Below are 24,360 nucleotides of genomic sequence, written 5' to 3' on the forward strand. Positions count from 1 at the left end.
GCTACTTCGCACCTATTAATTGAGGTGCAAAGGCTGAATTAATAGGTGTGAAATCCTAGGGGATTTAGAACTCATACCTCATCTTGACTGGAGTCATGACCCGCTCAATTGGCGATTGTTAGGGACTCCTATTCTCCACCGACGCTAATTGGCGTTCCCCACATTTTGACATCCGTGAGATTGATATCAGCAATCACCGCGCCCCGTGCTTCGACGTTGTAAAGGCGGGCTCGGGTCAGGTTCACAGACTCCAAGTGGGTGAGATTGAGGCTGGCATTGGTGAGAAAAGCATCCGTTAAATCGGCTTGTTTTAGCCGTGCCCCGGTTAAATCAGCACCTTCCAAATTCGCTTCTTGTAATTGAGCCCCGGTTAAATCCGCATTCCGCAAATCAGCGCCAATCAGGTGAGTTTGGCGTAGATCGGCATTGGTTAGATCACACCCTGGGCAAGTATTGGTTGCTAAGAGCTGCTGCACCTGTTCAGGATCTGCTGCCTGAACTGGACGTGCCCAAAGTAGGGGTGTGAGGAATGCAAAAGCCACTAATAGTGAGCGTTTCATCGCTTATCCTCCTTTAGCATCACTCTTCCTGGGTGTTTGCGATCGCTAAAATGATTCGGAAGAGAGGTGCCAGTTGGCGATACGGTAGAAGTCCGTACCCTTACATTTAAATCGTCCCATATTGCGAGGGGGAGAGGGGTGGAAATGTTGACACTTTTAACACAGTCATAACATTCCTCAATATTTGCCTAATTGGGGAAATATCCGTTTTTTATCCGTTAACAATCGAATAATTTTTTAAACCGTTGGCTATATCTAAGAGGAAAATCTTTTAAGCACCTTTGAGATGCCAACTTTCAACAACGTTGGGACTAACTTTGGCCCCGGTAGAAACACAATCCCCAATTGCTGCATTAACCCCAACGCGTCTCCCTGCCCCCAATGTTCGACTATTTCCCCCTGTTCTAGGCGGTCAATATGCATCACATCCAGCTTGACCCGTTTCCCCGTCGGTGGGAGTCCTTGGAATTCTCCCAAATGGGTGGCATGGAACGTCCCACAGGTAATCACTTGATCATTCGTTGCAATTACTTGTTCAAACTGATGGTGGCTATTGGTAAAGGCGGTATAAAAGTTCATCCCAAAGGCTTTAAAGGCTTCGGCATTTAAGGGTTCTGGCATGCCAACCATATGGGCGACAAAATTAGGAGCCAACATCTCTAAAGCTTGATCGATCTGGCGGTTATCAAAGGCAGCGTAAAACTCAAGGACGCGTTGTTGATTGTGATTGGCACTCATAAGGTTGCTCTGGATAGATACGCAAAAGGTGGAATCGATGGCCCCGAGGCTGACGCCTGATTCAGGATTTAAGACTGAGGTGATGGTTAGAGCCAGCCTTGTGTTGGGTCACCGTAAAGAGCTGGGCAACCAACTCTGCTCGCGATGATACCTCCAGCTTCCGAAACATCCGCTTGAGGGCCTGTTTAACGGAATTTTCCGTAATCCACAGTTCACGACCAATGGCCGCATTGGTTAATCCCGAGGCCACCAGCTCGGCAATTTCTAGCTCACGGGGGGTTAAGCAGTCTTGTTTCTGGGCATTTTCCTGGTGTTTAACGGCAGCAACCCAAGTCGACAGGTGCAGGCAAATGGCGCTTAAATCTGCTAAGTCTTGGCTATCAAAAGCAGGTTTAGCTTGCTCCCGAGTCAGCCCCACGGCCCCCACTAGCTGCCCTTGGTTCACCAATGGACCAGCCATCACATGCCAGTGATCTAAACGAGGGCAAATCATCCGCCAGACTTTGGGGGAAGTGACTAAGGATTCGTGAACGGGCGCATGACGCTCGGTGATATATCGAACCACAGGATTATGGTCAAGGGAGAGGGCGCGGTCCATCACTTTCTGCAGTCGAGGCTCTAGGACAGAAAGCTGCTCGAAGAAAAATAGCCCTTGCCGTGTACTAGCAAAGTAATGGCCCAGTTGGGGAATGACTTGTTGTCGTAATGCCTGTTCGGTGGGGGCTTGATGAATGGCGGCAAATAACGCTTGAATCGTGATCATCACAATGCCTCAAAGAGTACCCGATCGAGGACTGGGTCTGGGTGGCCTACTTCCCTAATCTTAGCGGTAGTTCTTTTCACGGGAGTACCGTCCATGTCTCAATACGCCCATCCCGAAGTCTTAGTGGATACCCAATGGCTGATGGAACATCTCAATGATTCCAATCTCCGCATTCTTGAAGTGGATATGAATCCAGAGGCTTATAACGATGCCCATATTCCAGGTGCCGTCTTTTGGCCGATCGCTGAACTGATGAGGCCAGACTTGTCCCTCAATTTAGATCCAGTCGCCTTTAGCGCATTGCTGGGCAAGTCTGGGATTAATGCCCATACAACCGTTGTTGCTTATGGCAGCTACCCTGGCACGGGGGCCTTTCTATTTTGGCTATTTCGGCTCTTTGGTCATCCAAATATTGTGGTGCTTAACGGGGGATATCAGCAATGGATCGCTCAAGGAGGAGCGGTAGTTTCAGAGCTTTCTACTTTCCCAGCTACGGAGTATCGGGTGCAAGGACCGGATGCTAATTTACGAGTTTTGTCTGCCGAAGTATTGGCTGCGCTAGAGAGACCCGATCAAATCCTGCTAGATGTGAGAACAGAGGCTGAATATACGGGTGAGTTATACCTGATGGAGCCACCCCAAGGGGATGAAGTGGGAGGCCATATTCCGGGTGCAGTGCATCTGGACCATGCCGAAACGTTGAATGAGGATGGCACATTCAAGTCAGCGGATGAGTTACATACACTTTTTCAGCAGCAAGGGATTACACCCGAAAAGGAGATATTTCCCTACTGTGCCATTGGTGGGCGATCTGCCTATATTTGGTTTGTTTTGACCTATCTGTTGGGCTATCCCCAAGTTCGGAATTATGATGGCTCTTGGCAAGAGTGGAGTCGATTACCCAACGTTCCCATTGATCAAGGATGAAAGTACTTTGGGAGTTTGAATGGCTAGCATTGTTTCAATCAGCTCTATATCGATCTGGGACGATACCAACCATTCGTTGGTTATCCAAGAAAGGGGAGTACAAATTGAGATGAGTGCAATCTTAAAGAAAACACTTGCCCAACCAGTAATTTTAGGCTTAGGGACTTTGATTGAAAATTGTTCTTACTAAAGAGCCATCAAAAATATCACAGAAAGTTTCATGCTTTAAGGCTCCCACAGCTTCACCGTCCGGTCGGAGCTGGCCGTGGCGATGGTGTTGCCATCTGGGCTATAGGTTACACTCAAGACCCGATTACTGTGTCCTTTGAGGGTTTGTAACTCCTTGCCATCGGCGCTCCACAGCTTCACCGTTTCATCATTACTGGCTGTGGCAATGGTTTTGCCATCCGGGCTATAGGTCACACTCCTAACCGGAGCACTGTGTCCTTTGAGGGTCTGTAATTCCTTGCCATCGGTGCTCCACAGCGTCACTGTCTGGTCATCACTGGCTGTGGCAATGGTTTTGCCATCCGGGCTATAGGTCACACTCCTAACCGGAGCACTGTGTCCTTTGAGGGTCTGTAATTCCTTGCCATCGGCGCTCCACAGCTTCACCGTTTCATAATTACTGGCTGTGGCAATGGTTTTGCCATCCGGGCTATAGGTTACAGCACTGTGTCCTTTGAGGGTCTGTAATTCCTTGCCATCGGCGCTCCACAGCTTCACCGTGCCGTCAAAACTGGCTGTGGCAATGGTTTTGCCATCCGGGCTATAGGTCACACTCCTAACTGAACCACTGTGTCCTTTGAGGGTTTGTACCTCCTTGCCATCAGCGCTCCACAGCTTCACCGTGCCGTCATCACTGGCTGTAGCAATGGTTTTGCCATCCGGGCTATAGGTTACACCCCAGACCGCAGCATTGTGTCCTTTGAGGGTCCGTAACTCCTTACCATCGGCGCTCCACAGCTTCACCGTGCCGTTATCACTGGCTGTGGCAATGATTTTGCCATCCGGGCTATAGGTCACACTCAAGACCAGAGCTTCAACAGTTAGTTGACTGATGCCATCCCGAATTTGAAAGCTTTCTTGGTCAAGTAATTTTGCTTTTGTATAAGGATCATAGTCTAGTGATGCCCCCCATTTTTTCGCTAGATTAAACAAATCAACCGCTGTTGTGATTTGACCTTGTTTTGCCGCTATTTCAGCCTGCTCAAGTAAAGCAGGTATAGCCTTAGCTCTTAGTGCAGGCTTAAGTCTAAGACAAACATCCAGATCTCTAAGCAGTAAAGGTTCTCGGATCAAATAATCGTCAAGCCAGTGACAAGCAATATTCAATAATTTCTCAACGTCCAGTATCCACAGCTTCACCGTGCCGTCAGAACTGGCTGTGGCAATGGTTTTGCCATCCGGGCTATAGGTCACACTCCTAACCGGAGCACTGTGTCCTTTGAGGGTCTGTAATTCCTTGCCATCGGCACTCCACAGCTTCACCGTGCCGTCAGAACTGGCTGTGGCAATGGTTTTGCCATCCGGGCTATAGGTCACACTCCTAACCGGAGCACTGTGTCCTTTGAGGGTCTGTAACTCCTTACCATCGGCGCTCCACAGCTTCACCGTATTGTCATCACTGGCTGTGGCAATGGTTTTGCTATCTGGGCTATAGGTCACACTATTGACCAAATCACTGTGTCCTTTGAGGGTCTGTAATTCCTTGCCATCGGCGCTCCACAGCTTCACCGTTGCATCATTACTGGCTGTGGCAATGGTTTTGCCATCCGGGCTATAGGTCACACTATTGACCAAATCACTGTGTCCTTTGAGGGTCTGTAATTCCTTGCCATCGGCGCTCCACAACTTCACTGTCTTGTCATCACTGGCCGAGGCGATGGTTTTGCCATCTGGGCTATAGGTCACACTCCTGACCGCAGAACTGTGGCCCAATAAGCGCTCTTGCTCACGCACCCCATAGATAACGTCTCGCATAGCAGCTAATGCTTGCATAGTCACAACGCCATCAAGATCCTCTGACTGGAGTCTTTGACCCGTTTTGACAGCTTCAATCACCGCATCTTTCTCAAAAAATGCCGCTTTATAGTTCAGCATCGCGAAGCTGGATGCCACTACCTGAGCATTCTTTTCTCCTCTAAGCGCAGCTTGTTGCCCTTTTATCGCAGCTTGTCGCATGGACAGCGCAATTCCTCCAGCAATGATTGCCAGAACTGCTAATCCACCTAAACCGACAGCAGCAAACCTTGCCTGTCGTAACTGCTTTGTTTCCGCACCCTGCCGACGTTCACGCTCTTCCTCTAGTTGAACCATCAGAGGTCGTTGGGTTTCCCGGATAAACGCAGCGATAAAGTCATGAAAAAGCTGGTACCGAATATGATCTTGATCTTGCAGCTCTAGTACAACACCTGACTTTAATAAGATTGTCGAGACTTGCTGCCACCGCGATTCATCTTTTTCTACCCCATTCCCCAATGGTTGAATCGCATTCAACAACTCGGATCGAGTCAGCAGGGGACGAGTGCCCTTAGCATCCGTTAAAGAAAATAGAATTAAGTCGGCAAGTTTCTGAGCATCAGCGTCGCCACATGCAGACACCACCGATCTTAGAAAGCGATCAACGAAAGTATTTTTATCACCTTGGCGTTGATAGGCTTCTAGGGTCTCAATCCCTTCTTCCTGTAGCTGAGTCCCAATTACTTGGAGTTCAACAGGGCGGACTTCTCCTTCAGTCGCTAAGTCTTCAACTAGCTCCTGAACTAATTGTTCCTCTAGTTGAAATTGAGTCTCCTGACTTAATTCATAGATAATTTTTTTGGCCCGCTGAACCGAAAAATTTCCCAGATAGTAGCGGTGACGGGGACTTAAAATATTTTGTAAGGCATCAGCACTGGTCTCGTTATTCGCCTCTAACCGCTCACACTCCAACAGTGTATGGAGATAGTCCTCCCGCAAGGACAGCGATATTTTGACATGATGTAGGGCATCAGAATCCATACAATGTCGTAGAAAAGCCCAAAATTGCTCACGAATGGCTAACGTCGTGGCAAAGAAAAATTCTTCAAATTGGTCAAATATCAACAGGACCTGGCAATTTCCTTTGCTTAGTGCCACCAGTCTATTAACTAATCCCGCGAAGCTTTCTTTTTGATCATCAGCTTGTTCTGCATCCGAAGTAACCGATGTAGCCATAACGGAAGCTAGGCTTTCCTCTTCCGCAAACGATTCTAAGCCGTGAATTGCTACACTTTGCCAATCGGTGTAGCGATTGATCAGAATGGGCGCAATACGTTGAGTTTCGATCCGCTGCTGCCTCAGCTTTGGCAACAGACTTGATCGAATTAAGGAGCTTTTACCCACACCAGACTGGCCATAAAGAACCATTAAACGGATATCAGAACGCAAAATCAGCCGAATAACTGCTTCCAAATCTTGCAATCGCCCGGCTGAAGTCACTTGACGTTCCAAAGACTCTAAGGGTTGGTTTTCAGTTGGTATCGGATCAAAAATTTGGGTCGTTGCCCGTAACGCTGGTAATTTGAACTCGAATTCATCAGAATGTTGAATCGCGTACAACAATCGCATTGAAAACGGTACAAATTTATATTGATATTGAATCCATCGTTTTTGCTGCTCAAACTGGAATGCTCTCACAACATTCCCTTTCTGGCGGTAAAGCTGGGCTAAACAATCGCAAATATCAATCTGCAATTGCGGGTCACGCTGCGGATCGCTTTCCTCACATAATTCCAAGCTCGCGATTGCAGATTCCAAGTTACCTTGATGCTGGTAAGCTTTGGCTAACAATAAGCGATAGAGAGCTTGGCGAGGAACGTGCTGAATATCGGCTTGCTCTAGGATTTCTAGCGCCTTTTGAGAATGCTGCACAGCCTGGTCCCATTGTTGACAATGCAAGGCAACCTCTGCCAGATACCCATAGTCACGAGCCAGATAAATTTCAGGATAAGTTTTCCTGGCGGTGATTTGCGTCCTACCCTCCGCTGCTCCAACATTAAGCTGCTGAGACTCTGCAATAAATGCTTTGGTCTGGTGAAATGTTAGGGCTTGTTGGGTGATCTTTTGCAGTTCATCCCATTTAGCCTGTTGACGCAGGATTTCACATAAGTCCCCCATAAATCTGGCGACTAAATCCTGGCGCTGCCCCTGTTCAAAGGCCCCTAGGCTTAATTCCATCAGCTCTTGGGCTTGACGCCAATCCCAGCGATTTCGCCACCAATACAGGCTTGGATCAGCGGCACATCGAGCCATACGAAAGTAGAGAATGCCGATTTCCCCGGACTGGTAGGCTGCCTCACTTCCATGGGCTTTTCGATAGCCCAGAACAGACTCAAAACAGGTTTTTGCGCTCTCCCGATCACCTGTTGATACTGCCCAATAGCCCTGGACTAAATCGACAGTGGCAATTTGTTCCGCAGATAGCTGCGATCTCCGTTCCGCCAAATCATTGAGGATTAGCCTTAGTTCGTTCTTCTGACTGCCCTTCACCGTGTCATCAACGGTTCCTTGCTGGTGCAAATCCTGTGCCAAAATCTGGTCTGCAACCGTTTCTACCGAGTCGTAGAGGGGCTCAATCGGTAAGGGAAAAGAGATCGTATCAGCCCAGCTAAATAAGTCTGACGCTAACCGAATCATTATTTGCAAACTTTCATCCGTTAGCCAAAGTACAAGGGGAAAATCAAATTGACGGAATTCTTCCCGGACAACGTTGGTCGCCGTCAATAGCTCTTCTACGCTGGTATGTTCTTCCAATCCCTCGACCATCAGCGCCGGAGGAGAAGTCTTGCGGGCTTGTTGCAAGATAAATTGCAGCAAGCGCTCCTCATCCTTTGGCAATATGGCGAGTTCAAAACTACTGGAGTGCTCAGTTCGTAATTCTTGCACCAGTAATCTACGCAGGCTAACGGAATTACAGATCGCCAGAACCAGCGTAAATTCACCTTGAGAAAACTGCAGGATGCGGCTCATCTCCCGCAAGGGTTGAGCATAAATCCCTAAATCAATTTGGGACCAATCAAACTCTAAACTCACCGCAGCTCCTCAGCATCCGTCAGGATGGGATTGATATCAAACCAAGACTGCTCTTCATCCCGATATTCAAAGACAAACAAGCTGCGCAGCAGGGTTTGATAGGCATCTTCACCTCGGACAGCTTTACTCTCTCTAACCTGGCGCAACAACTCCCATTCGTCAGCAGTAATGGGTTTGCTCAAATCATAACGACGTTGGCTAATCACTTGCTCTAGCAACTTGCTCGACACCGGGGGGTCATCTTTCTTTAGGCAGCCATGCATTAACACCAGTAAGTTGCGCACATGTCCCCCACTGGTTTGGCAAAGGCGTTCTAAAGTCGCTTCCGAATCAAACAGTTCTGATAACTGGTCTTGTCCAGCTCGTACTAAAATCATTTGTTTTAGCGCTGCCATCCCGGCCTCGCAGCTACTCTGATCTCGATTCTGCACACGCACCATCGGCAGCAGTTGAGGATCTGAACCAAACCGATTGGATAGCCGTTCTTTCTCGTTGGAAAAGGCAAGAACTAAGGGAATTGTATAGATAACGTGACAAGTAAGTTGCTTTAGTTGCTCACCCCGATCCACAAATAAATATTCAGGTTGAGAACGATTGGGCAGCTTTTCCAGATTGTCAATCCGGTCCAGATTATCCACAATCACGACGAGACCCGCTTTCCCTTGCTGTTGCAGTTGAGTTTTTGCTGGCACCATAATTTCAGTATTAATGGCTTCTAAGATGGTATTCACCCTAGGTTCCAAATGACTGCGCAACAGTGAGCGAACTTCTTTACTATCCCGAGACTTCGTCGTCAATTCGCCAATCCCAAAGGCCAGGGAATATTCACCATCCTTATGGCTCATTCCTACCTTGCTATCCAGGGCTGGAATATTTAATTTCAGGCCAGTCACTTCTGAGTTGAGTAAATCAACCGCACCGTGCAGAATTTTCTGGAAGCGTGTAGGTTCAAGGCAAATATCAGCCTGGGCCAAACTTTGGGTGATTTGACGGGCAATCACCAGCAAAATATCACTGATATCCACATCGGCCAGATCTAACTCTTCAGAGGATTCGAAAAAAACCACATGATAGTTTAAGTCTTCCAATTCCTGTTTCAGACGGGATAATTCCGTGGACTTCCCGCAACCAATATGTCCCGTAAATAATTGACAGGTGGCATCATCCCCAGACAAGTTAATGGTGCGCCGGAGTTCTTTCACCACATCGTTCCCCCGCACCGCAGCAAAATCGATATAGCAGGCACGGTCCTTTGCATCCCCATAATTTAGGGTTTTGCTGGGATTACAAGCCCGAAACAACTGCCCGACATTCAAAACCATGGTTCTCACTGGCAATACAATTTGCTTTCATCATGCCAAAAGTAAGTACAGAAGACTGAAAAATTTACAAGGTTATAGATGCCTTGTTCACAAAATCTCCATAAATCAGCAAGAGAGTATTTTTAGTACAGGACAACACTTTTGTGAGCTAGCTAGGGGTATGTTGTGAAGGAAATCACGAACCCTCACGACTAGATCCAATATTTTTCTAGTCAATAGTTCTAATTATGCTGCATTAGCCCCCTAAATCCCCCATTCTGGGGGACTTTGAGTGTCTATCAATGCTTTGCTCGCTCGCCTGTCGGATTTGCTGAAGTACATGATCGAGGTGGTGCATAACGTCTGAGTTATGGAATCGGATCACTCGGTAACCCAGCTGGTTGAGCTGTTCGGTACGGGCTTCATCATATTCCACCTGCTGATTGTGGATGTCGCCGTCTAGCTCAATCACTAATCGGCATTGGGGACAGTAAAAATCGACAATGAACGAACCAATGGCGTGTTGACACCGGAATTTCAGGCCGCTGAGTTGACGTTTTTGCAGTGCTTTCCACAGCTTTTGTTCTGCTGGCGTTAGATTGAGTCTTAGTTGTCGCGCGGCGGCAACGACGGCTGGGGTTGTGCCGCGAATGCGGTGGTGTTGTGTCTGTTTCTCTCGCATCGTGTTACCCCCAACCCTGTTTCCCATCTAGGATAATCATAAATCTCAAAGTCCCCCAGAATGGGGGATTTAGGGGGCGGATGCAGGGTTTAACGGAGCTTCCAAAACAACTTCTCAACACCGCTCATGATGACGGCAGAGGGTGATGGCTTTAAGTTTTGTACTGCACTGAGGAGAGCATTACACTCAAGCGCCAACCAACATTGGCGTAATATGACACAAAAAAGTGCTTAACCCCAGACAATGCGATCACGCTAGAAAATTTATAAATAAAGGGATAGCTCAATACATCGGCTGTCAATTCTGATTTTTGGTCACAAACCTGGAATATCAATCACATCTTCTCCAAAGTGATTTCAAAACATATATTGCGCGTTATTTCTTCCAGAAATACCTGAAAAAATCCGATTGCGGCAACAGCGCTTGTCCTCCACACTGAGAGTAGCTCAATGCAAGCGAATCACAGATTGACTGAGCTTGCAGAAAAGTACGAGGTCTAGAGGAGTGGAAATGCTGTGATACAGCCTGAACAGCTGATCGACGCTGCAACCGAGGCCATTTTTAAGTGCGATAACGAATACCTGAGAACCATCGAAGTCGATGTCCTGGACGCCTGCCTCGCAGGTCTCACCTACGAAGAAATGGCCGAAAAGCTCGACTACTCCAATCGCTATATTGCCGGTGATATTGCCCCCGCCCTCTGGGCAAAACTAACGCGAGCATTGGACGAAAAAGTGAGTAAGTCCAATTTGAGAGTCGCCCTGGAACGTTTGTATCAACGCCAGCCATCACCGGAAAAACAAACCGCCTATCGCCCCTATCCAGAAGGACCCGTCCCTTTAAATTCTTCCTTTTATATCAACCGATCTGAAGTAGAACGTCACTGCTGCCAAATCATCACCCATCCAGGGACATTAATCCGCATTAAGGCGGCCAAAGGCATGGGCAAAACCTCCTTAGTCAATCGGATCTTGAAAACGGCTGAGGCCCATCCTCTCCAGACCCTATACCTGGATTTTCAGTGGGCGAGTCAAGCCTCCATCAATAACTTAGAACGCTTTCTGCGCTGGTTCTGTTTCCAGATGGGGCGTCAACTCGGGTTAGACAATCAGCTGGATGACTATTGGGATACGGAGCTACTCACCAGTATTGATAACTGCAGCCAGTATTTTGAAGACTATCTGCTTCCGAATATAGAAGCGCCTCTCGTCTTGGCCCTTGATAGCGTAGAGCAGATTTTCCCTTACCCCGAAGTGGCGGGGGATGTTCTGAGGATGCTGAGAAGCTGGCATGAGAAGTCCAAGAGTTCGGCAATCTGGGAAAAAGTGCGACTGGTGATCACCCATGCTACGGAAGACTATGTGTCTCTCGATATCAACCATTCTCCCCTGACGAATGTAGGGGAGCCCATTACCCTAAACCCCTTTGAGATCGAACAAGTTCAATCCTTAGCGGCGCGCTATGACCTGCAGTGGCAGCCATCAGAAGTAGAAAGTTTACAGGGCAGAGTCGGTGGGCATCCCTATCTGATTCATTTAGCTCTCTATAAAGGGGCCGTTGAGCGCAAGACTTTTCAGGAGATTCTGGGGACCTCAGACCAAGAAACGGACATTTACTTTAATCACCTGCTCCGGTTAAGGGAAGAATTACTCCAATCCCAGGATTTAACGGCTGCGTATCGTGCGATCGCAAATTCACCCACAGGCATAGAACTCAATTCCCTCCAGATTTATCATCTGCAAAGTCTAGGCTTAGTCAAGCTCAAGGGTAATCTGGTGTTGCCCTCCTGTAGTCTCTATCAGCAGTACTTCCAGCGAGAGTTAAGCCGAGATGCGATCCCATAAGGTAGGGTTGGGGGAAGCGCAACCGGACTATCGGTATCAAGTCGGGGGCAGCCTACCCGCTTCAGCTCCCAGCTATGTCACCCGAACCAGCGATTTGACCTTCTATAACCATCTGCAAAGCGGCGAGTTCTGCTACGTACTGAATTCTCGCCAGATGGGTAAATCCAGTTTGCGGGTGCAGACCATGCATCAGCTGCGGCAGGAGGGGGTTGTTTGTGCCGCTATTGATCTGACTGGGTTTGGCACCCAGGGCATTACCCCAGAAAAATGGTACGGCGGCATGATCAAAGCCCTAGTTAGTGACTGCCAGCTCGATCTCAACTGGCGAGCCTGGTGGAAGCAGCAGGACCCGGCGACTCCGGTACAGCGGTTGCATACCTTTATCGAACAGGTTTTACTGCCGACGATTTCGCAAAATATCGTTGTTTTTATCGATGAAATCGATCTGATCCTGAGTCAAAACGTGTCCGCTGATGACTTTCTGGCTCTGATTCGGTTCTTCTACAATCAGCGGGTAGATCAGCCCGCCTATCGCCGCCTTACCTTTGCCCTATTGGGCGTAGCCACCCCCTCTGCCCTGATGCAGGACCATGAGCGCACCCCCTTTAATATTGGCAAAGCCATCTATCTAGAAGGGTTTCAGCTCCAGGAAGCCCTGCCATTGGCCCAGGGCTTTCGCGGTAAGGTGCAACACCCAGAACAGGTGCTCCATGACATTTTGGAGTGGACGGGGGGACAGCCGTTTCTGACCCAAAAGCTCTGTCAACTGATGGAAGTATCCCTGCGGGGCGATCCAGAGACCACCGTAGAGCAAGTGGTTCACACCCAGATTCTGGAGAATTGGGAGTCCCATGATGAGCCAGTACACCTAAGAACAATTTGCGATCGCATCCTCTTAAACGACCACAAATCGGTCCAACTCCTAGGGCTTTACCAGAAAGTTTGCAATAGCACCGTCACCACGAAAAGCAGCCCTGAACAAATTGAGCTGCGCCTGTCGGGGCTGGTGAAAGATCAAGAGGGCACCCTCCAAGTCTATAACCGCATCTATGGTCAAATATTTAACCAACAGTGGATCGAGACTACCCTCCAAGAACTCCGCCCCTACGCCGCTGCGTTTAATGAATGGGAACAGTCCAACGCCCAGGCGGACAAGCTCCTAAAAGGAAAAGCGCTAAAACAAGCCCTCAACTGGGCCGTGGGCAAAAGCCTCAGCGATCAGGACTATGACTTTATTCGCCTCAGCCAGGTCAAAGCTGAGCGAGAAAAACTCCAGCGCAATATTTTTCTGCGAAACTTACTGACGGCTATCGGTTTGGGAGGGTTATTGATCGGTGGTCTGCTCTGGGGCAGTGATCGCTGGCTGGCGGATCAAAACCAGCAGACCCTAACTACGATGACAACCCTTCATAAACAAGTGGCTCGGGCAAAGCGCAATCAAAATCAAACGGAGGCTCTGGCTCTAGCTATTCAAGCGGGACAGAAACTCCGCGACCTGGTGCAGGGGGAGCCAATTGTAAGCTATCCCACGACCACTCCCTTACTGGATCTGCAGCAGCTCCTAAAGGACCAAGAACGGCTAGACTCTAAGCAGAACAAAGAGGATCGCTGGAATCTACAGACCCTGAAAGAAGAGGCGATCTGGGATTTAGATATCAGCCCGGATGGCAAAACCATTGCTGTCTCCGGTTGGGGCAATTCGGTCCGACTGTTACAGAACAATCGTCAACAGCGCCTTATTCACCCCGATGCAGAGATGGTGATCAGCACGGACTTTAATCCCCAAACGGATCAAGTGGTCACTGCCTCCCTCAACGGCACTGTTCGCCTCTGGTCCGCCACTGGGCAGGCCCTCCAGCATTGGAATACTGGACAAGATGCCGTTTGGAGTACCCGCTTTAGCCCAAATGGGCAGTATCTGGCCACAGCAGGTTGGGATGGCACCGTTCGTATTTGGGATTTAGAGGGAACGCAGCGCTTTCAGACCTCGCAAAAGCACCAAGGCCCCGTCAAAGATATTCGCTTTAGCCCCGATGGTAAATGGCTGGCCTCTGCTGGAGAAGATGGGGCGATCCAACTCTGGAAACTGTGCGTAGGAGCTACCTGTCCCAACTCGGATGAGGTTCAATCCCTAGACCTTCAAAAAGCATGGAATGGACATAGCGGCTGGATTTGGAGTCTAGATATCAGCCCTGATAGCCAGGTTCTGGTTTCTGCGGGCGAAGATGGCATTATTCGATTTTGGGATCTCGATAACCCCAATGCCCCTCCCCAACGATGGCGATACGGACAAGGTCGTATCACTCAAATTCGCTTTAGCCCTGATGGCCAGTGGCTAGCGATTAGCGGTTGGGATGGCACGGTACAGATTCGCGATCGCAACGGCAGAATTTTTTCCCAATGGCAAAGCCGCCGCCCGGTCACCAGTCTTAGCTTTACTCCCGATCAACAAATGCTCTTGGTAGGAACTGTGATGGGAGATGTCCATCAATGGCCCATTAAATCCCTCGAACAACTCCTCAAGGAAGGATGTCAAACCCTCAAAGCCCTTAGCGACACTCAGGCGAATAAAGTGTGTTCCTAGAAATTTCTTCAGGCAACTCTTCCCAAAATTAAAGACATTATGGCTTGATTTATTCACCGATATCGCAACGCCCAAAAAACTGCATAGCGACAAATTTAATCTAGGGGTACAATGTACCTACGAACTTGTGCGAGAACTATAGCTATGTCCTCTCCGACACAAAGTACTAAGAAGAAGATTAACCTCAAGGTTGACCCCCATCGTGGAGATGTCATCGACAGAGCTGCGGCTGTGGCAGGCAAAACAAGAACTGAATTTATGGTGGATGCCTCTTACCGAGAAGCCCAAGAACTATTGCTAAGCCAAACGACTTTCTATCTATCGAATGGTGGGTGGGATGCCTTTATGGAAATTTTGGACAATCCCCCCGAACCCTCGGCAGCTCGGAAAGCCCTACAAGATCATCAAGCGCCGTGGGACAGCTAACCTTTACCCCTCCCACTGTTCTCAGCCAACATCATGATCTGTCAACCTTTAAAAGCAGTAGTGCCATACTCAATACCTGGCTACAAAAGAAAGCCAAACATAATCATGGCTATGGGTATTCCAGAGTCTTTGTCGTCACACCAAAAGGGTCAGATCAAGTGGCTGCCTATTACTGTTTGTCTGCGGGTAGTGTGCAACGGCAGTGGCTTCCCAATCGGGTTACCAGGAATGCCCCTGATCCAGTTCCAGCCGTTGTTCTAGGCCGATTAGCCGTCGATCAGAGGTATGAAGGCTTAGGTTTAGGACGAGGTTTAGTCAATCATGCTGTTGCTCAAACCCTCATTGCTGCTAATGCAATCGGAGTTAGAGTCTTAATTGTTAAAGCGAAGGATGAAAAAGCGTTTGCCTTTTACCGAGACAAATGTGGTTTTTTAGAGCTGCCTGATATCCCTCTGACCTTGATTGATCCACTACCTAAACGCAAAGTATAAAAAGCAATTTACATTTATGCCAGAATTGCCCAAACGCCTATCCGGTCCGCAGCATAAATGCACGTTTCACTCAAGTGATCATCTATATTCCCCTACCTGCTGCTGAATGAGATCGATATTGGTGCGATCGATAAAACTCGGTCCAGTGGAAATAATCTCGCTAGGAGGGCTAAACCCGTGGCGCTGAATCCAGGTAAGCCATTGCACCGTTAAATACCCTTCCAAATAGGGCTGTTGATCAATGGCAAATAGCGTCGTTCCCTGCTCAATGGCGGTCAGGATAGTCCGACTGAGATCAAAGGTGCCGTGTCGATAAGTGTCTTTTCGATTAGAGATGACCTCATAAAAAGGGACCGCTGCTTCCGGGCCAAGGGTCAAAAAGACATTGACCTCAGGCTTTTGGGCAAGATAGCGCTGCAAAATTTTCTTGGATTCCGCTGGATTAGGCGTAATATTGACCTGCTCAGCTGCCAAACCAGCTTCCTTCAAAGCGTCGAAAAAACCTTGGCAACGCGCCTCCAAATTCAAAGCACTGGGCTGGTGATTAATACAGGCTCCTTTTACTGCAGGGGGAGACTCGCCCAGCAAGCGCTTCCCAGCTTCATATCCTCCTTGTCGCTCATCCGGTCCGATATAGGCTCGGTAGGGAATATTGTCTTGGTCTGGCCCTGACCCTGCATTGTAGGCAATCACTGGAATATTGAACTTCCGCACCGCCCGGGTTAGGGGCGCTCGGAATCGCTCTGGATCAATGACGGCCACCCCAATGGCATCGGGTCGAGTCGGTCCATCGATGGCTGACTCAATCAATTGGGTCACGGCATCAGGGTCGAAGGTGTGGGGACGACGAATGGTGACTTCAACCCCCAAATCCTGGGCAGCATCATGGATGCCCGTTTCCACCACACACCAAAAATAAGCCCAAGGACAGGAGGCATGCTGAATTAACGTCAAATTCAGCATCTCAGTTGCAGGCTGCACCAGGGTGGGACTGTCTACGGGTGCTGTTGTCGTAGATCGCAGGGATGGCCGACAAGCAACCATCATCGCCACGAGTAGACCAATCACAATTATTCGGCGCACAGGACCCTCAGCAGAACTTCAGCACAGAGGAAATTATATCCTGCTCAAAATCGCAACCTGAAAAAACCTGAAAAAGCAGATTTCAATTCCTGAAACAGCAGAAAAAACCTCATTGTTGATCACAAATATCTTAAAGACAATGAGAAAAACAACTGCATGAGAGAGATCGAAAAACAGCTTTTCCAACTATGAAAAAACAGACAGTCAGGATTATTAATCAAAATCTTAGGTGAGAGGAGTCGAGCAATGCAAAGTACTCATTCAGGATGCACTTGGCAAGCATTAGCCACCGTCTCATTTATTGCGGTCCCCCTGATTGCTTATCCAGTTTTCCACTATGCAACCCAAGACCATGCCACGTTCACTGTTGACAAGGCAGAGCGGGTTGTTGATGGCAACTCATCTCGATACCTCATCTTTACTGAAAATGAAACGTTTGAAAATACAGACTCTATTGCCTTCTTTAAGTTCAATTCTTCCGACATCTATGGACGAATAGATGAAGGAAAAACTTATAAAGCAAAAGTCTCAGGAACAAGAGTTCCCTTTCTTTCTTGGTACCGAAATATTATCGAAATTCAAGAAGTGCCAAAATAATTCTCCATCGTTTTTCTGGGTTGAAAAAACGATGAAAATTTTTAGCTTTATTTAGAGGTTGATATCAAAAATATGAATCGCACAAAAACAGTCGTCAGAGCTACCTGGAATTGGCTATGGGGAATGCCCATCGATGCAGGCGGAGACATTGCTGCCCAAGTCAGCGAAGACAGTATCGATGATCTGACTCAGGCCTTTCAAACATTAGTCGATTCGGTGGGTCTGCAAAAAGGCGCTTTAGCGCAGGCCCTCCGGCTCCATGACGAGACGGAGCAACAGGTAAAAGCCCTCAGTGACCAGGCTGAAGAGTTAGTAGCTGCTGGTGAAGATGATGCCGCTCTGGCCGTATTAGCCGAACTGGATGTTCTAGAAGAGTATCGCCCTCAGCTTGAAGAACAGGTGTTATTTGCCAAACAAACCCTAGCGGAAGGAACAGCCCGCATGAAAGAAGCCCAACTGGAGCTGAAAAAGATGCAGGCCCAGCAAAAAATGGGAGCTTCCACCCTGCAGGTCACCCAGGCCTTAGAGCGGGCCAACCAAGCGGCAGGCATTGATAGCCAATCGGCAATGCGACGGTTTGAAAAATCCCAAGCCGCCATCCAACGGCGCAATATCCAAGCCCAAGCCACCTCAGACGTTCAGGGAGAGCTGAAGGGAACATCGAGAGCGATTAAAACCCTCCATGCCCAGGATCGCCTAGCCCAACTGAAGGCGAAGCTAGCCAACCCCACTGTAGAAAATAAGGAGCAATCATGACCGTTAAAAGAAAAGGATTACCCCCCATCGCCTATATCGGTGCCGCATTACTCGTATTTGGAGGTGGGTATATGGGCCTCAATGCCATCAATCTAGGAGCCCCTGCTCCCCTTAACCAACTCGCCTATGGCAATGAAGCCCGACAGCTTACGGTACTGGGCGATACCTTCTCCGGCTACAGCACCTTACGGGCCGACCCCTTCGCCGCCAAGATCACCCAAGCGGATCTAGGCATTCGCTATCAGGATGAATTCGATCAAGCCGCTAGAGCCAAAGCCCTCGGCCAGAAGGCTGACATCATTGTCACCACTCTTGATCAGTATCTAAAGCACCAACCCCAAGGTCGCATCGTCGGCCTGATTGATAAAACCGTGGGTGCGGATGCCGTGGTGCTGAATACTCAGCAATACCTGGAGCTAAAGGGATTGAATGATATTGCCAAGGTGCGTGCCTCCGCTTCAGCTCCCCTAAAGTTGGTTTACTCGGCAGGCACCCCCAGTGAATACCTCGCCAAGCTGCTGGATCTGAAGTTTGAAGGGTTGAGCTTGTCGGATTTTGAAGTGGTGGAAGTGGAAGAGTCCACTCAGGCTTACGAGTTGTTAAAGTCTGATGCAGGAGTTGCGATCGCAATTCTCTGGGAACCCTTCGTATCCAAAGCCCGCAAAGAAGGCAACACCGTCGTTCTCTCCAGCAGTGACGTTCCCGATGCCATTATTGACGTGATTGTAGCCAGCAATCAGCTGATTCAAAACCGTCCCGAAGACCTCAGTCAATTCCTCACCCTCTATTACCAACATGCGGATCAGCTCATTCGCGACTCAAGTGCCCTCAGTCAGCAAATTGGTAAAGACGGCAATCTATCCACCCAGGATGCCACTTCAGTCTCTAAGGGCATCGACTTTTTCACCGCTCTGGAATCCCATCAGTGGATGAATGCTGGCACCTTAGCCAAGCGCATTGAAGCAACTTCAGCGGTTCTTTCCCTCACAGGTGAGACGGCAGGGCTGGTCCAGAATCCCCGTGCCCTCTATACCCAAGACTTTATTGCCCAGGCCGTGACCAATTCTGAACAATTGGTGGCATCTATTGCCGCCACAGATCCTGAGTTGGCCAAAGTACTCCGGGGGCAGAAGTCCTCAACAACCAAAGCCCAGGTCACTCCCCAGCAAATTCAATCAGCTCCGCAGGTGGGTAACTTCAAGGTCAGAGGTGAGGTGAAATTTGCAACAGGTTCTGCGGTGTTATCGGGAGATAGCCAATCCACTCTCAAGGCCCTCGCTCAAGAAATCAACGAATTCAATCCCAGTACCATTGCCGTGAACGTGGTGGGACACACCTCAAAAACGGGGTCCGCTGCCACGAATCAGACGTTGAGTCAGCAACGAGCCCAAGTGGTGGCTAATTTCCTCCGGTCTCAAGGAGTCCGCCCTAATCTGGTGGCAGAGGGCAAAGGCTTCTCTGCTCAACTCCCAGGCGTTGACCCAGCCAGTCCTGCACAACAGCGCACTGAGATCCAGCTCAGACGGGTAGGGGGATAGGGGGATGGCGGAGTCTTTGCGCCAAGCCTACCAGCGCTTTGGCGGTATCCAGCAGTCAGAGGTGCCTTGGATTATCTGGCTCTTAGAAAATCCAGATAGTCCCCTCGCCCTGGCTGGAGCGATTCCCCTCAAGGAGCATGATTACCTACATCTCTTACTCAATCGGGGGAAGTCTCCGGAGGATGAAGCATTTATTATTGGCTTTACGATGGGAAATGATACCACCCTAAATCCCTTTCACCTCTGGGTGTTTAAGTTCGCCGCTCGATTTCTCTATCCCCAGGACTACCGATTCACTCAGCACCATTGCGACAATTTTGATGCCGGGGTCAGCCAGGGAAAGCGACTGCCAACTAAAAACTTGTGCCGCTTTGATTTCTCATCCGTTGAAGAATCCTCGTTAGAGGAGTTGAGAGCTGTCCTTACCATTGATCAAATTCTGTGAGTGAAAAATACTGCAATATCTGAATCTTTGAGTCGGGGTTGGGTAGAAAACAAGAAAACAGTCTCCTTTGGCCTACCCCCAGTTCCTCATCTAAATTGAGGAGAGGGGCAACGAGAGATTGAGATTAAAGGTGAATATTGCTATTTTTTGGGGTTGGATGCGAGGATTCTGGTGGTAGCTATCCATTTGTCAGTAATGCCTGATGACTGAGCGAAAGTTCAAATACGATGTCTTTCTGAGTCATAGCAGTCAAGATAAACCGACTGTTTTGGAACTGGCTGAGAAGTTGCGGGCTGACGGGCTTCGGGTTTGGTTAGACGATTGGATGATTCAACCTGGAGATTTAATCCCAGCCAAGATTGCCGAAGGGTTGGAGCAATCACACACTTTAGTCTTATGTATGTCCCAAAATGCCTTTGGCTCAGACTGGGTCACCCTCGAACATCAGACAATCTTGTTTAGGGACCCCATAAATAAGGAGAGACGATTTATCCCTATATTGTTGGACGAAGAGCCTATTAATGATAGCTTGCGGCCATTTGCCCATATTGATTGGAGGCAACCAACACTTGAACAATACAACCGTATACTCAAAGCATGTCAACCTCCCGCGCCAGTAGACAAATCTCCAAACCAAGAACAGACGACTCTGCATGAGAATGATATTCTTAACCCTACTACTACTGGGGTTACAGACGCGAGATTAGAGCGATTTTTAGCCGGACACACTGCTAACGTCTGGAGTGTTGCCCTCACCGCTGATGGCCGCCGTGCTCTCTCTGGCTCTGCTGACAAAACCGTCAAATTCTGGGACCTCGACTCCGGCCAATGCCTGCAAACCCTCGAAGGACACGACTCTGACGTCGGGAGTATCGCCCTCACCCCCGATGGCCGCCGCGCCCTTTCTGGCTCTGCTGACAAAACCATCAAACTCTGGGACCTTGACTCCGGGCAATGCCTCCAAACCCTTGAAGGACATATTGCTTACGTCGAGAGCATTGCCCTCTCCGCCGATGGTCGTCGTGCTCTTTCTGGCTCTGCTGACAAAACCGTCAAACTCTGGGACCTTAACTCCGGGAAATGCCTCCAAACTCTCCAAGGACACACCGATGACGTCAGTAGTGTCGCCCTCTCCGCCGATGGTCACCGTGCTCTTTCTGGCTCTGCTGACAAAACCGTCAAACTCTGGGACCTTGACTCCGGGCAATGTCTCCAAAACCTGCAAGGACACACTGCTAACGTCTGGAGTGTCGCCCTCGACGCCGATGGTCGCCGTGCCCTTTCCGGCTCTTCTGACCGAACCGTTAAACTCTGGGACCTTAACTCCGGGCAATGCATCCAAACCCTCCGAGGGCACACCGCTAGCATCGAGAGTGTCGCCCTCACCACTGATGGCTGCTGCGCCCTCTCTGGTTCCTCTGACCGAACCGTCAAATTCTGGGACCTTGACTCCGGGCAATGCCTGCAAACCCTTGAAGGACACACCGCTATCGTCGGGAGCGTCGCCCTCGCCACTGGTGGCTGCCGCGCCGTCTCCGGCTCTGCTGACCGAATTGTCAAACTCTGGGACCTCGACTCCGGCCAATGCCTGCAAACCCTCGAAGGACACACCGCTAACGTCTGGAGCGTCGCCCTCGCCGCCGATGGCTGCCGCGCCGTCTCCGGCTCTGCTGACCAAACCATCAGACTTTGGGACCTTGACTCTGGCCAATGCCTGCAAACCCTCGAAGGACACACCGCTAACGTCTGGAGCGTCGCCCTCACTGCCGATGGCTGCCGCGCCGTCTCCAGCTCTGCTGACCAAACCATCAGACTTTGGGACCTTGACTCTGGTCAATGCCTGCAAACCCTTGAAGGACACACTTCTGACGTTGGGAGTATCGTCCTCACCCCCGATGGCTGCCGCGCCCTCTCCGGTTCCTCTGACCGAACAGTCAAACTCTGGGACCTTGACTCTGGGCAATGCCTGCAAACTCTTGAAGGACACATCGCTTATGTCTGGAGCGTCACCCTCTCCGTCGATGGTCGCCGCGCCCTCTCCGGTTCCTCTGACCGAACAGTCAAACTCTGGGACCTTGACTCTGGTCAATGCCTGCAAACCCTTGAAGGACACACCGCTAACGTCGGGAGCGTTGCCTTCACCATCGATGGCCACCGCGCCCTCTCTGGCTCTGCAGACCGAACAGTCAAACTCTGGGACCTTGACTCCGGGCAATGTCTGCAAACCCTTGAAGGACATACCGCTAACGTCGGGAGTGTTGCTCTCACCGCTGATGGCTGTCACGCCCTCTCCGGCTCTGATGATCAGACAGTCAAACTCTGGGACCTCGACTCTGGCCAATGCCTAAAATCTTTCGAGGGACACACCGATTCTGTCAGAAGCGTAATTTTGCAACCGTGCTGCTATTATGCTGCGGCTCGGAACGGTCGGCTATTGGGATGGTCGACGGAAGTCCAACCAACGTCAGTACAGAGTTCTGCTGCGGCCCGTTATACCAATGCCAAGGTAGTCTTAGTGGGGGAAAGTGGAGTAGGCAAAACGGGGTTGGCCCTCCGGCTCACCCAAAATCGATTTGAAGCCACCATTTCCACCGATGCCCACTGGGCTACTCAATTACGACTCCCTCACGATAATAGCCCGGACGGAATTGATCGGGAAATTTGGCTATGGGATTTTGCCGGGCAAGCCGACTATCGCCTGATTCACCAACTGTTTATGGATGAAACGGCCCTGGCGGTCCTGGTCTTTAATCCCCAAAGCGAAGACCCGTTTGAAGGGCTGAGTCAATGGGATCGAGAGATTACTCGGGCTGCACAACGCCCCTTTAAGAAGCTATTGGTAGCGGGACGCTGCGATCGAGGCCGATTAATGGTGAGCCAGAGCCGCATTCAACAGTTTGCCCAAAACCACAGTTTTGTTCAATACTTGGAAACCAGTGCTCTCAGTGGTCATGGCTGTCAGGATTTAAAAACCGCCATAATCGATGAAATTGACTGGGACAGCATTCCCCACACCTCATCTCCCCGCATTTTCAAACTCCTAAAAGATGAAATTCTCCAGCTCCGAGACCAGGGATTTGTCCTGTTTCGCATCAGTGAACTGAAGCAGCAAATGGAGATGCGTCTACCAGAGGAGCAATTTTCCCTTGCCCAACTTCGAGCTGTGGTCGGATTGTTGGCAGGCCCCGGTATTGTCTGGAAGTTGGAATTTGGTGACTTTGTCCTGCTCCAGCCAGAGTGGATCAACAAATATGCCGCCGCCGTCATTCGCAGCGTCCGAGAAATTGGCGAAATTGGCATTATTAATGAAGACAAAATCCTTAGAAGCGACCTTAATTTCACCCTCGATTACCGTCCCACCGACAATAGTGCTCACGAAGGGAATGGAACCAACAGTACCCCCCAGCAAATGGACAGGCTCGATGCCATCCAAGAAGATATTATTCTGCGGGCCATGCATCAAACCTTGGTGGATCGGGGTATTTGTTCTAGAACCTCAACTCCTTCGGGGATGGAGCTGATTTTTCCCTCCTACTGTAAGCGAGAACTCCCTGAAGATCCGGGCCATCCGCCCGTACTGGTCACCTATCGATTTAAGGGGTTTTTGGAAGAAATTTACGCCACTCTAGTGGTCCGCCTGCGCAACACGCCCGTTTTTGAAAACGGTGACCTCTGGCGATTTGCCGCTGACTTCCATAGCCCAACGGGCGCTCGTATGGGCTTACTGATGGAACGCAAGCGGGACGGGGCAGGAGAAATCTCTGTTTACTTTGAGGCAGGTGTTACTGATGACCTGAAAGTGATGTTCACCAAATATGTCCACGAACATTTGCTGACCAAAGGCAAAGACACCCTGCGCCTACGTCACTTTATTTGTCCTCACTGTGGTCATCCCGTCCGCGATACAGAATTGGCGCACAAAAAACTAGAAGAAGATGGCCATCAAGCCCAAATCCGTTGCCAAAATTGCGACCAAAAGTTCGTACTTTGGGATTTGATGGAGCAGAAATTTGCCGATCCAGAGTTCCAACAAAAGGTTCGCGATTTAGAAGCTAAAGCTAAATCTAAGATCGACCACGATAGCCAGGAACTGATTCTGAAGGGACATGCCTTTAGCGTTGCCCAAGAAACAGGCCAAACCTTCCGTGTCCTTGCCCAAAGCAATTGGGGAGTCGATCATGAAATTGAATTTAAAGACTGGAATGGCAACCCTAGCGGCCAAAGAGTCTACCTGCAGCTCAAACCCAGAGAGTCTTTTGCCTACGAACATCAAGAAGGACAAGCAGTTCTGATCCACGCTAGCCCCGACCTTTGTAGCTATTGGCAGCAGCAAGCCTATCCCGTTATGCTGGTCCTCCGGGACAACAGCGGCGACATCCTCTGGATGAATGTCACCGCGGCCTGCCAAGACTCAGAGCGGGTTCGGCCCAATTTTGATCGGAGTGAGTCTACAACCTCAGGCCCCTTAGAGCAAACCATCATCTTTCAGGGCGAACCCTTTACAGCTCTGAACTTACAGCGGATTCGTGATCAGCTCTTGCCACCTCGATAATCATCCTCAGCAAATCCA

General features: G+C 49.6%; 17 protein-coding genes. 10 read left to right on the forward strand and 7 right to left on the reverse strand.

The genetic code is table 11. From position 1 onward, the window contains the following. Nucleotides 1-128: 128 nt before the first annotated feature. The 3 genes from AM1_RS21435 to AM1_RS21445 all read right to left on the reverse strand — a co-directional run bounded on the left by AM1_RS21435 (nucleotide 129) and on the right by AM1_RS21445 (nucleotide 2,061). On the reverse strand, nucleotides 129-560 hold the full coding sequence (locus AM1_RS21435) for a pentapeptide repeat-containing protein (RefSeq protein WP_012164985.1): 432 nt from the start codon (nucleotides 558-560) through the stop codon (nucleotides 129-131). A gap of 255 nt (nucleotides 561-815) precedes the next feature. Continuing rightward, on the reverse strand, nucleotides 816-1,298 hold the full coding sequence (locus tag AM1_RS21440; RefSeq protein WP_012164986.1) for an ester cyclase: 483 nt from the start codon (nucleotides 1,296-1,298) through the stop codon (nucleotides 816-818). 61 nt (nucleotides 1,299-1,359) lie between these two features. Continuing rightward, entirely contained in the window at nucleotides 1,360-2,061 is a 702-nt protein-coding gene (locus AM1_RS21445; RefSeq protein WP_012164987.1) for a helix-turn-helix domain-containing protein, read from the reverse strand. A 93-nt stretch (nucleotides 2,062-2,154) separates the two neighbouring features. Between AM1_RS21445 and AM1_RS21450 the strand changes: the two genes are divergently transcribed. Next, the gene (locus tag AM1_RS21450) at nucleotides 2,155-2,988 is read left to right on the forward strand and encodes a sulfurtransferase (RefSeq protein ID WP_012164988.1); all 834 of its coding nucleotides are present in this window, start codon (nucleotides 2,155-2,157) and stop codon (nucleotides 2,986-2,988) included. A 225-nt stretch (nucleotides 2,989-3,213) separates the two neighbouring features. Here AM1_RS21450 and AM1_RS21455 read toward each other — a convergent pair whose 3' ends face one another. The 3 genes from AM1_RS21455 to AM1_RS21465 form a co-directional block, all read right to left on the reverse strand. Further along, nucleotides 3,214-8,043: a WD40 domain-containing protein gene (locus AM1_RS21455; RefSeq protein WP_012164989.1), complete on the reverse strand. Its 4,830-nt coding sequence runs from the start codon at nucleotides 8,041-8,043 to the stop codon at nucleotides 3,214-3,216. Then, entirely contained in the window at nucleotides 8,040-9,365 is a 1,326-nt protein-coding gene (locus AM1_RS21460; RefSeq protein ID WP_012164990.1) for a glycosyltransferase family protein, read from the reverse strand. Before AM1_RS21460 ends, AM1_RS21455 begins: the two co-directional genes overlap by 4 nt. A gap of 235 nt (nucleotides 9,366-9,600) precedes the next feature. Beyond that, nucleotides 9,601-10,026, reverse strand: coding sequence for an endonuclease domain-containing protein (locus tag AM1_RS21465; RefSeq protein WP_012164991.1), 426 nt, complete (start codon nucleotides 10,024-10,026; stop codon nucleotides 9,601-9,603). A gap of 515 nt (nucleotides 10,027-10,541) precedes the next feature. Here AM1_RS21465 and AM1_RS21470 point away from each other — a divergent pair. The 4 genes from AM1_RS21470 to AM1_RS21485 all read left to right on the forward strand — a co-directional run bounded on the left by AM1_RS21470 (nucleotide 10,542) and on the right by AM1_RS21485 (nucleotide 15,371). Next, entirely contained in the window at nucleotides 10,542-11,870 is a 1,329-nt protein-coding gene (locus AM1_RS21470; protein WP_012164993.1) for an AAA-like domain-containing protein, read from the forward strand. Then, nucleotides 11,857-14,454, forward strand: a complete 2,598-nt coding sequence (locus AM1_RS21475; protein ID WP_049783764.1) for an AAA-like domain-containing protein — start codon at nucleotides 11,857-11,859, stop codon at nucleotides 14,452-14,454. The genes AM1_RS21470 and AM1_RS21475 overlap by 14 nt, the downstream gene beginning before the upstream one ends. Nucleotides 14,455-14,598: 144 nt before the next feature. Further along, nucleotides 14,599-14,880 (forward strand): type II toxin-antitoxin system TacA family antitoxin, encoded by a 282-nt coding sequence (locus AM1_RS21480; protein WP_148215792.1) that lies wholly within the window; start codon nucleotides 14,599-14,601, stop codon nucleotides 14,878-14,880. After that, the gene (locus tag AM1_RS21485; protein WP_012164996.1) at nucleotides 14,868-15,371 is read left to right on the forward strand and encodes a GNAT family N-acetyltransferase; all 504 of its coding nucleotides are present in this window, start codon (nucleotides 14,868-14,870) and stop codon (nucleotides 15,369-15,371) included. Before AM1_RS21480 ends, AM1_RS21485 begins: the two co-directional genes overlap by 13 nt. A gap of 78 nt (nucleotides 15,372-15,449) precedes the next feature. On the opposite strand, the gene AM1_RS21490 is transcribed toward AM1_RS21485, so the two are convergent. Then, a complete protein-coding gene (locus tag AM1_RS21490) occupies nucleotides 15,450-16,454 on the reverse strand; it encodes a sugar ABC transporter substrate-binding protein (RefSeq protein ID WP_012164997.1) in 1,005 nt (334 codons plus the stop codon). A 246-nt stretch (nucleotides 16,455-16,700) separates the two neighbouring features. Between AM1_RS21490 and AM1_RS37695 the strand changes: the two genes are divergently transcribed. From AM1_RS37695 to AM1_RS38770, 5 genes are all read left to right on the forward strand, one after another. Beyond that, nucleotides 16,701-17,051, forward strand: coding sequence for a hypothetical protein (locus AM1_RS37695; RefSeq protein WP_012164998.1), 351 nt, complete (start codon nucleotides 16,701-16,703; stop codon nucleotides 17,049-17,051). Nucleotides 17,052-17,123: 72 nt separating this feature from the next. Beyond that, entirely contained in the window at nucleotides 17,124-17,807 is a 684-nt protein-coding gene (locus AM1_RS21500; RefSeq protein WP_012164999.1) for a PspA/IM30 family protein, read from the forward strand. Then, nucleotides 17,804-19,345 (forward strand): phosphate ABC transporter substrate-binding/OmpA family protein, encoded by a 1,542-nt coding sequence (locus AM1_RS21505; RefSeq protein WP_012165000.1) that lies wholly within the window; start codon nucleotides 17,804-17,806, stop codon nucleotides 19,343-19,345. Before AM1_RS21500 ends, AM1_RS21505 begins: the two co-directional genes overlap by 4 nt. Before the next feature lie 4 nt (nucleotides 19,346-19,349). Next, the gene (locus AM1_RS21510; protein WP_012165001.1) at nucleotides 19,350-19,790 is read left to right on the forward strand and encodes a hypothetical protein; all 441 of its coding nucleotides are present in this window, start codon (nucleotides 19,350-19,352) and stop codon (nucleotides 19,788-19,790) included. A gap of 202 nt (nucleotides 19,791-19,992) precedes the next feature. Next, a complete protein-coding gene (locus AM1_RS38770) occupies nucleotides 19,993-24,342 on the forward strand; it encodes a TIR domain-containing protein (RefSeq protein WP_071819957.1) in 4,350 nt (1,449 codons plus the stop codon). The last annotated feature ends 18 nt before the right edge of the window (nucleotides 24,343-24,360 follow it).

It is taken from the genome of Acaryochloris marina MBIC11017 (genome assembly GCF_000018105.1).
GTDB lineage: Bacteria > Cyanobacteriota > Cyanobacteriia > Thermosynechococcales > Thermosynechococcaceae > Acaryochloris > Acaryochloris marina.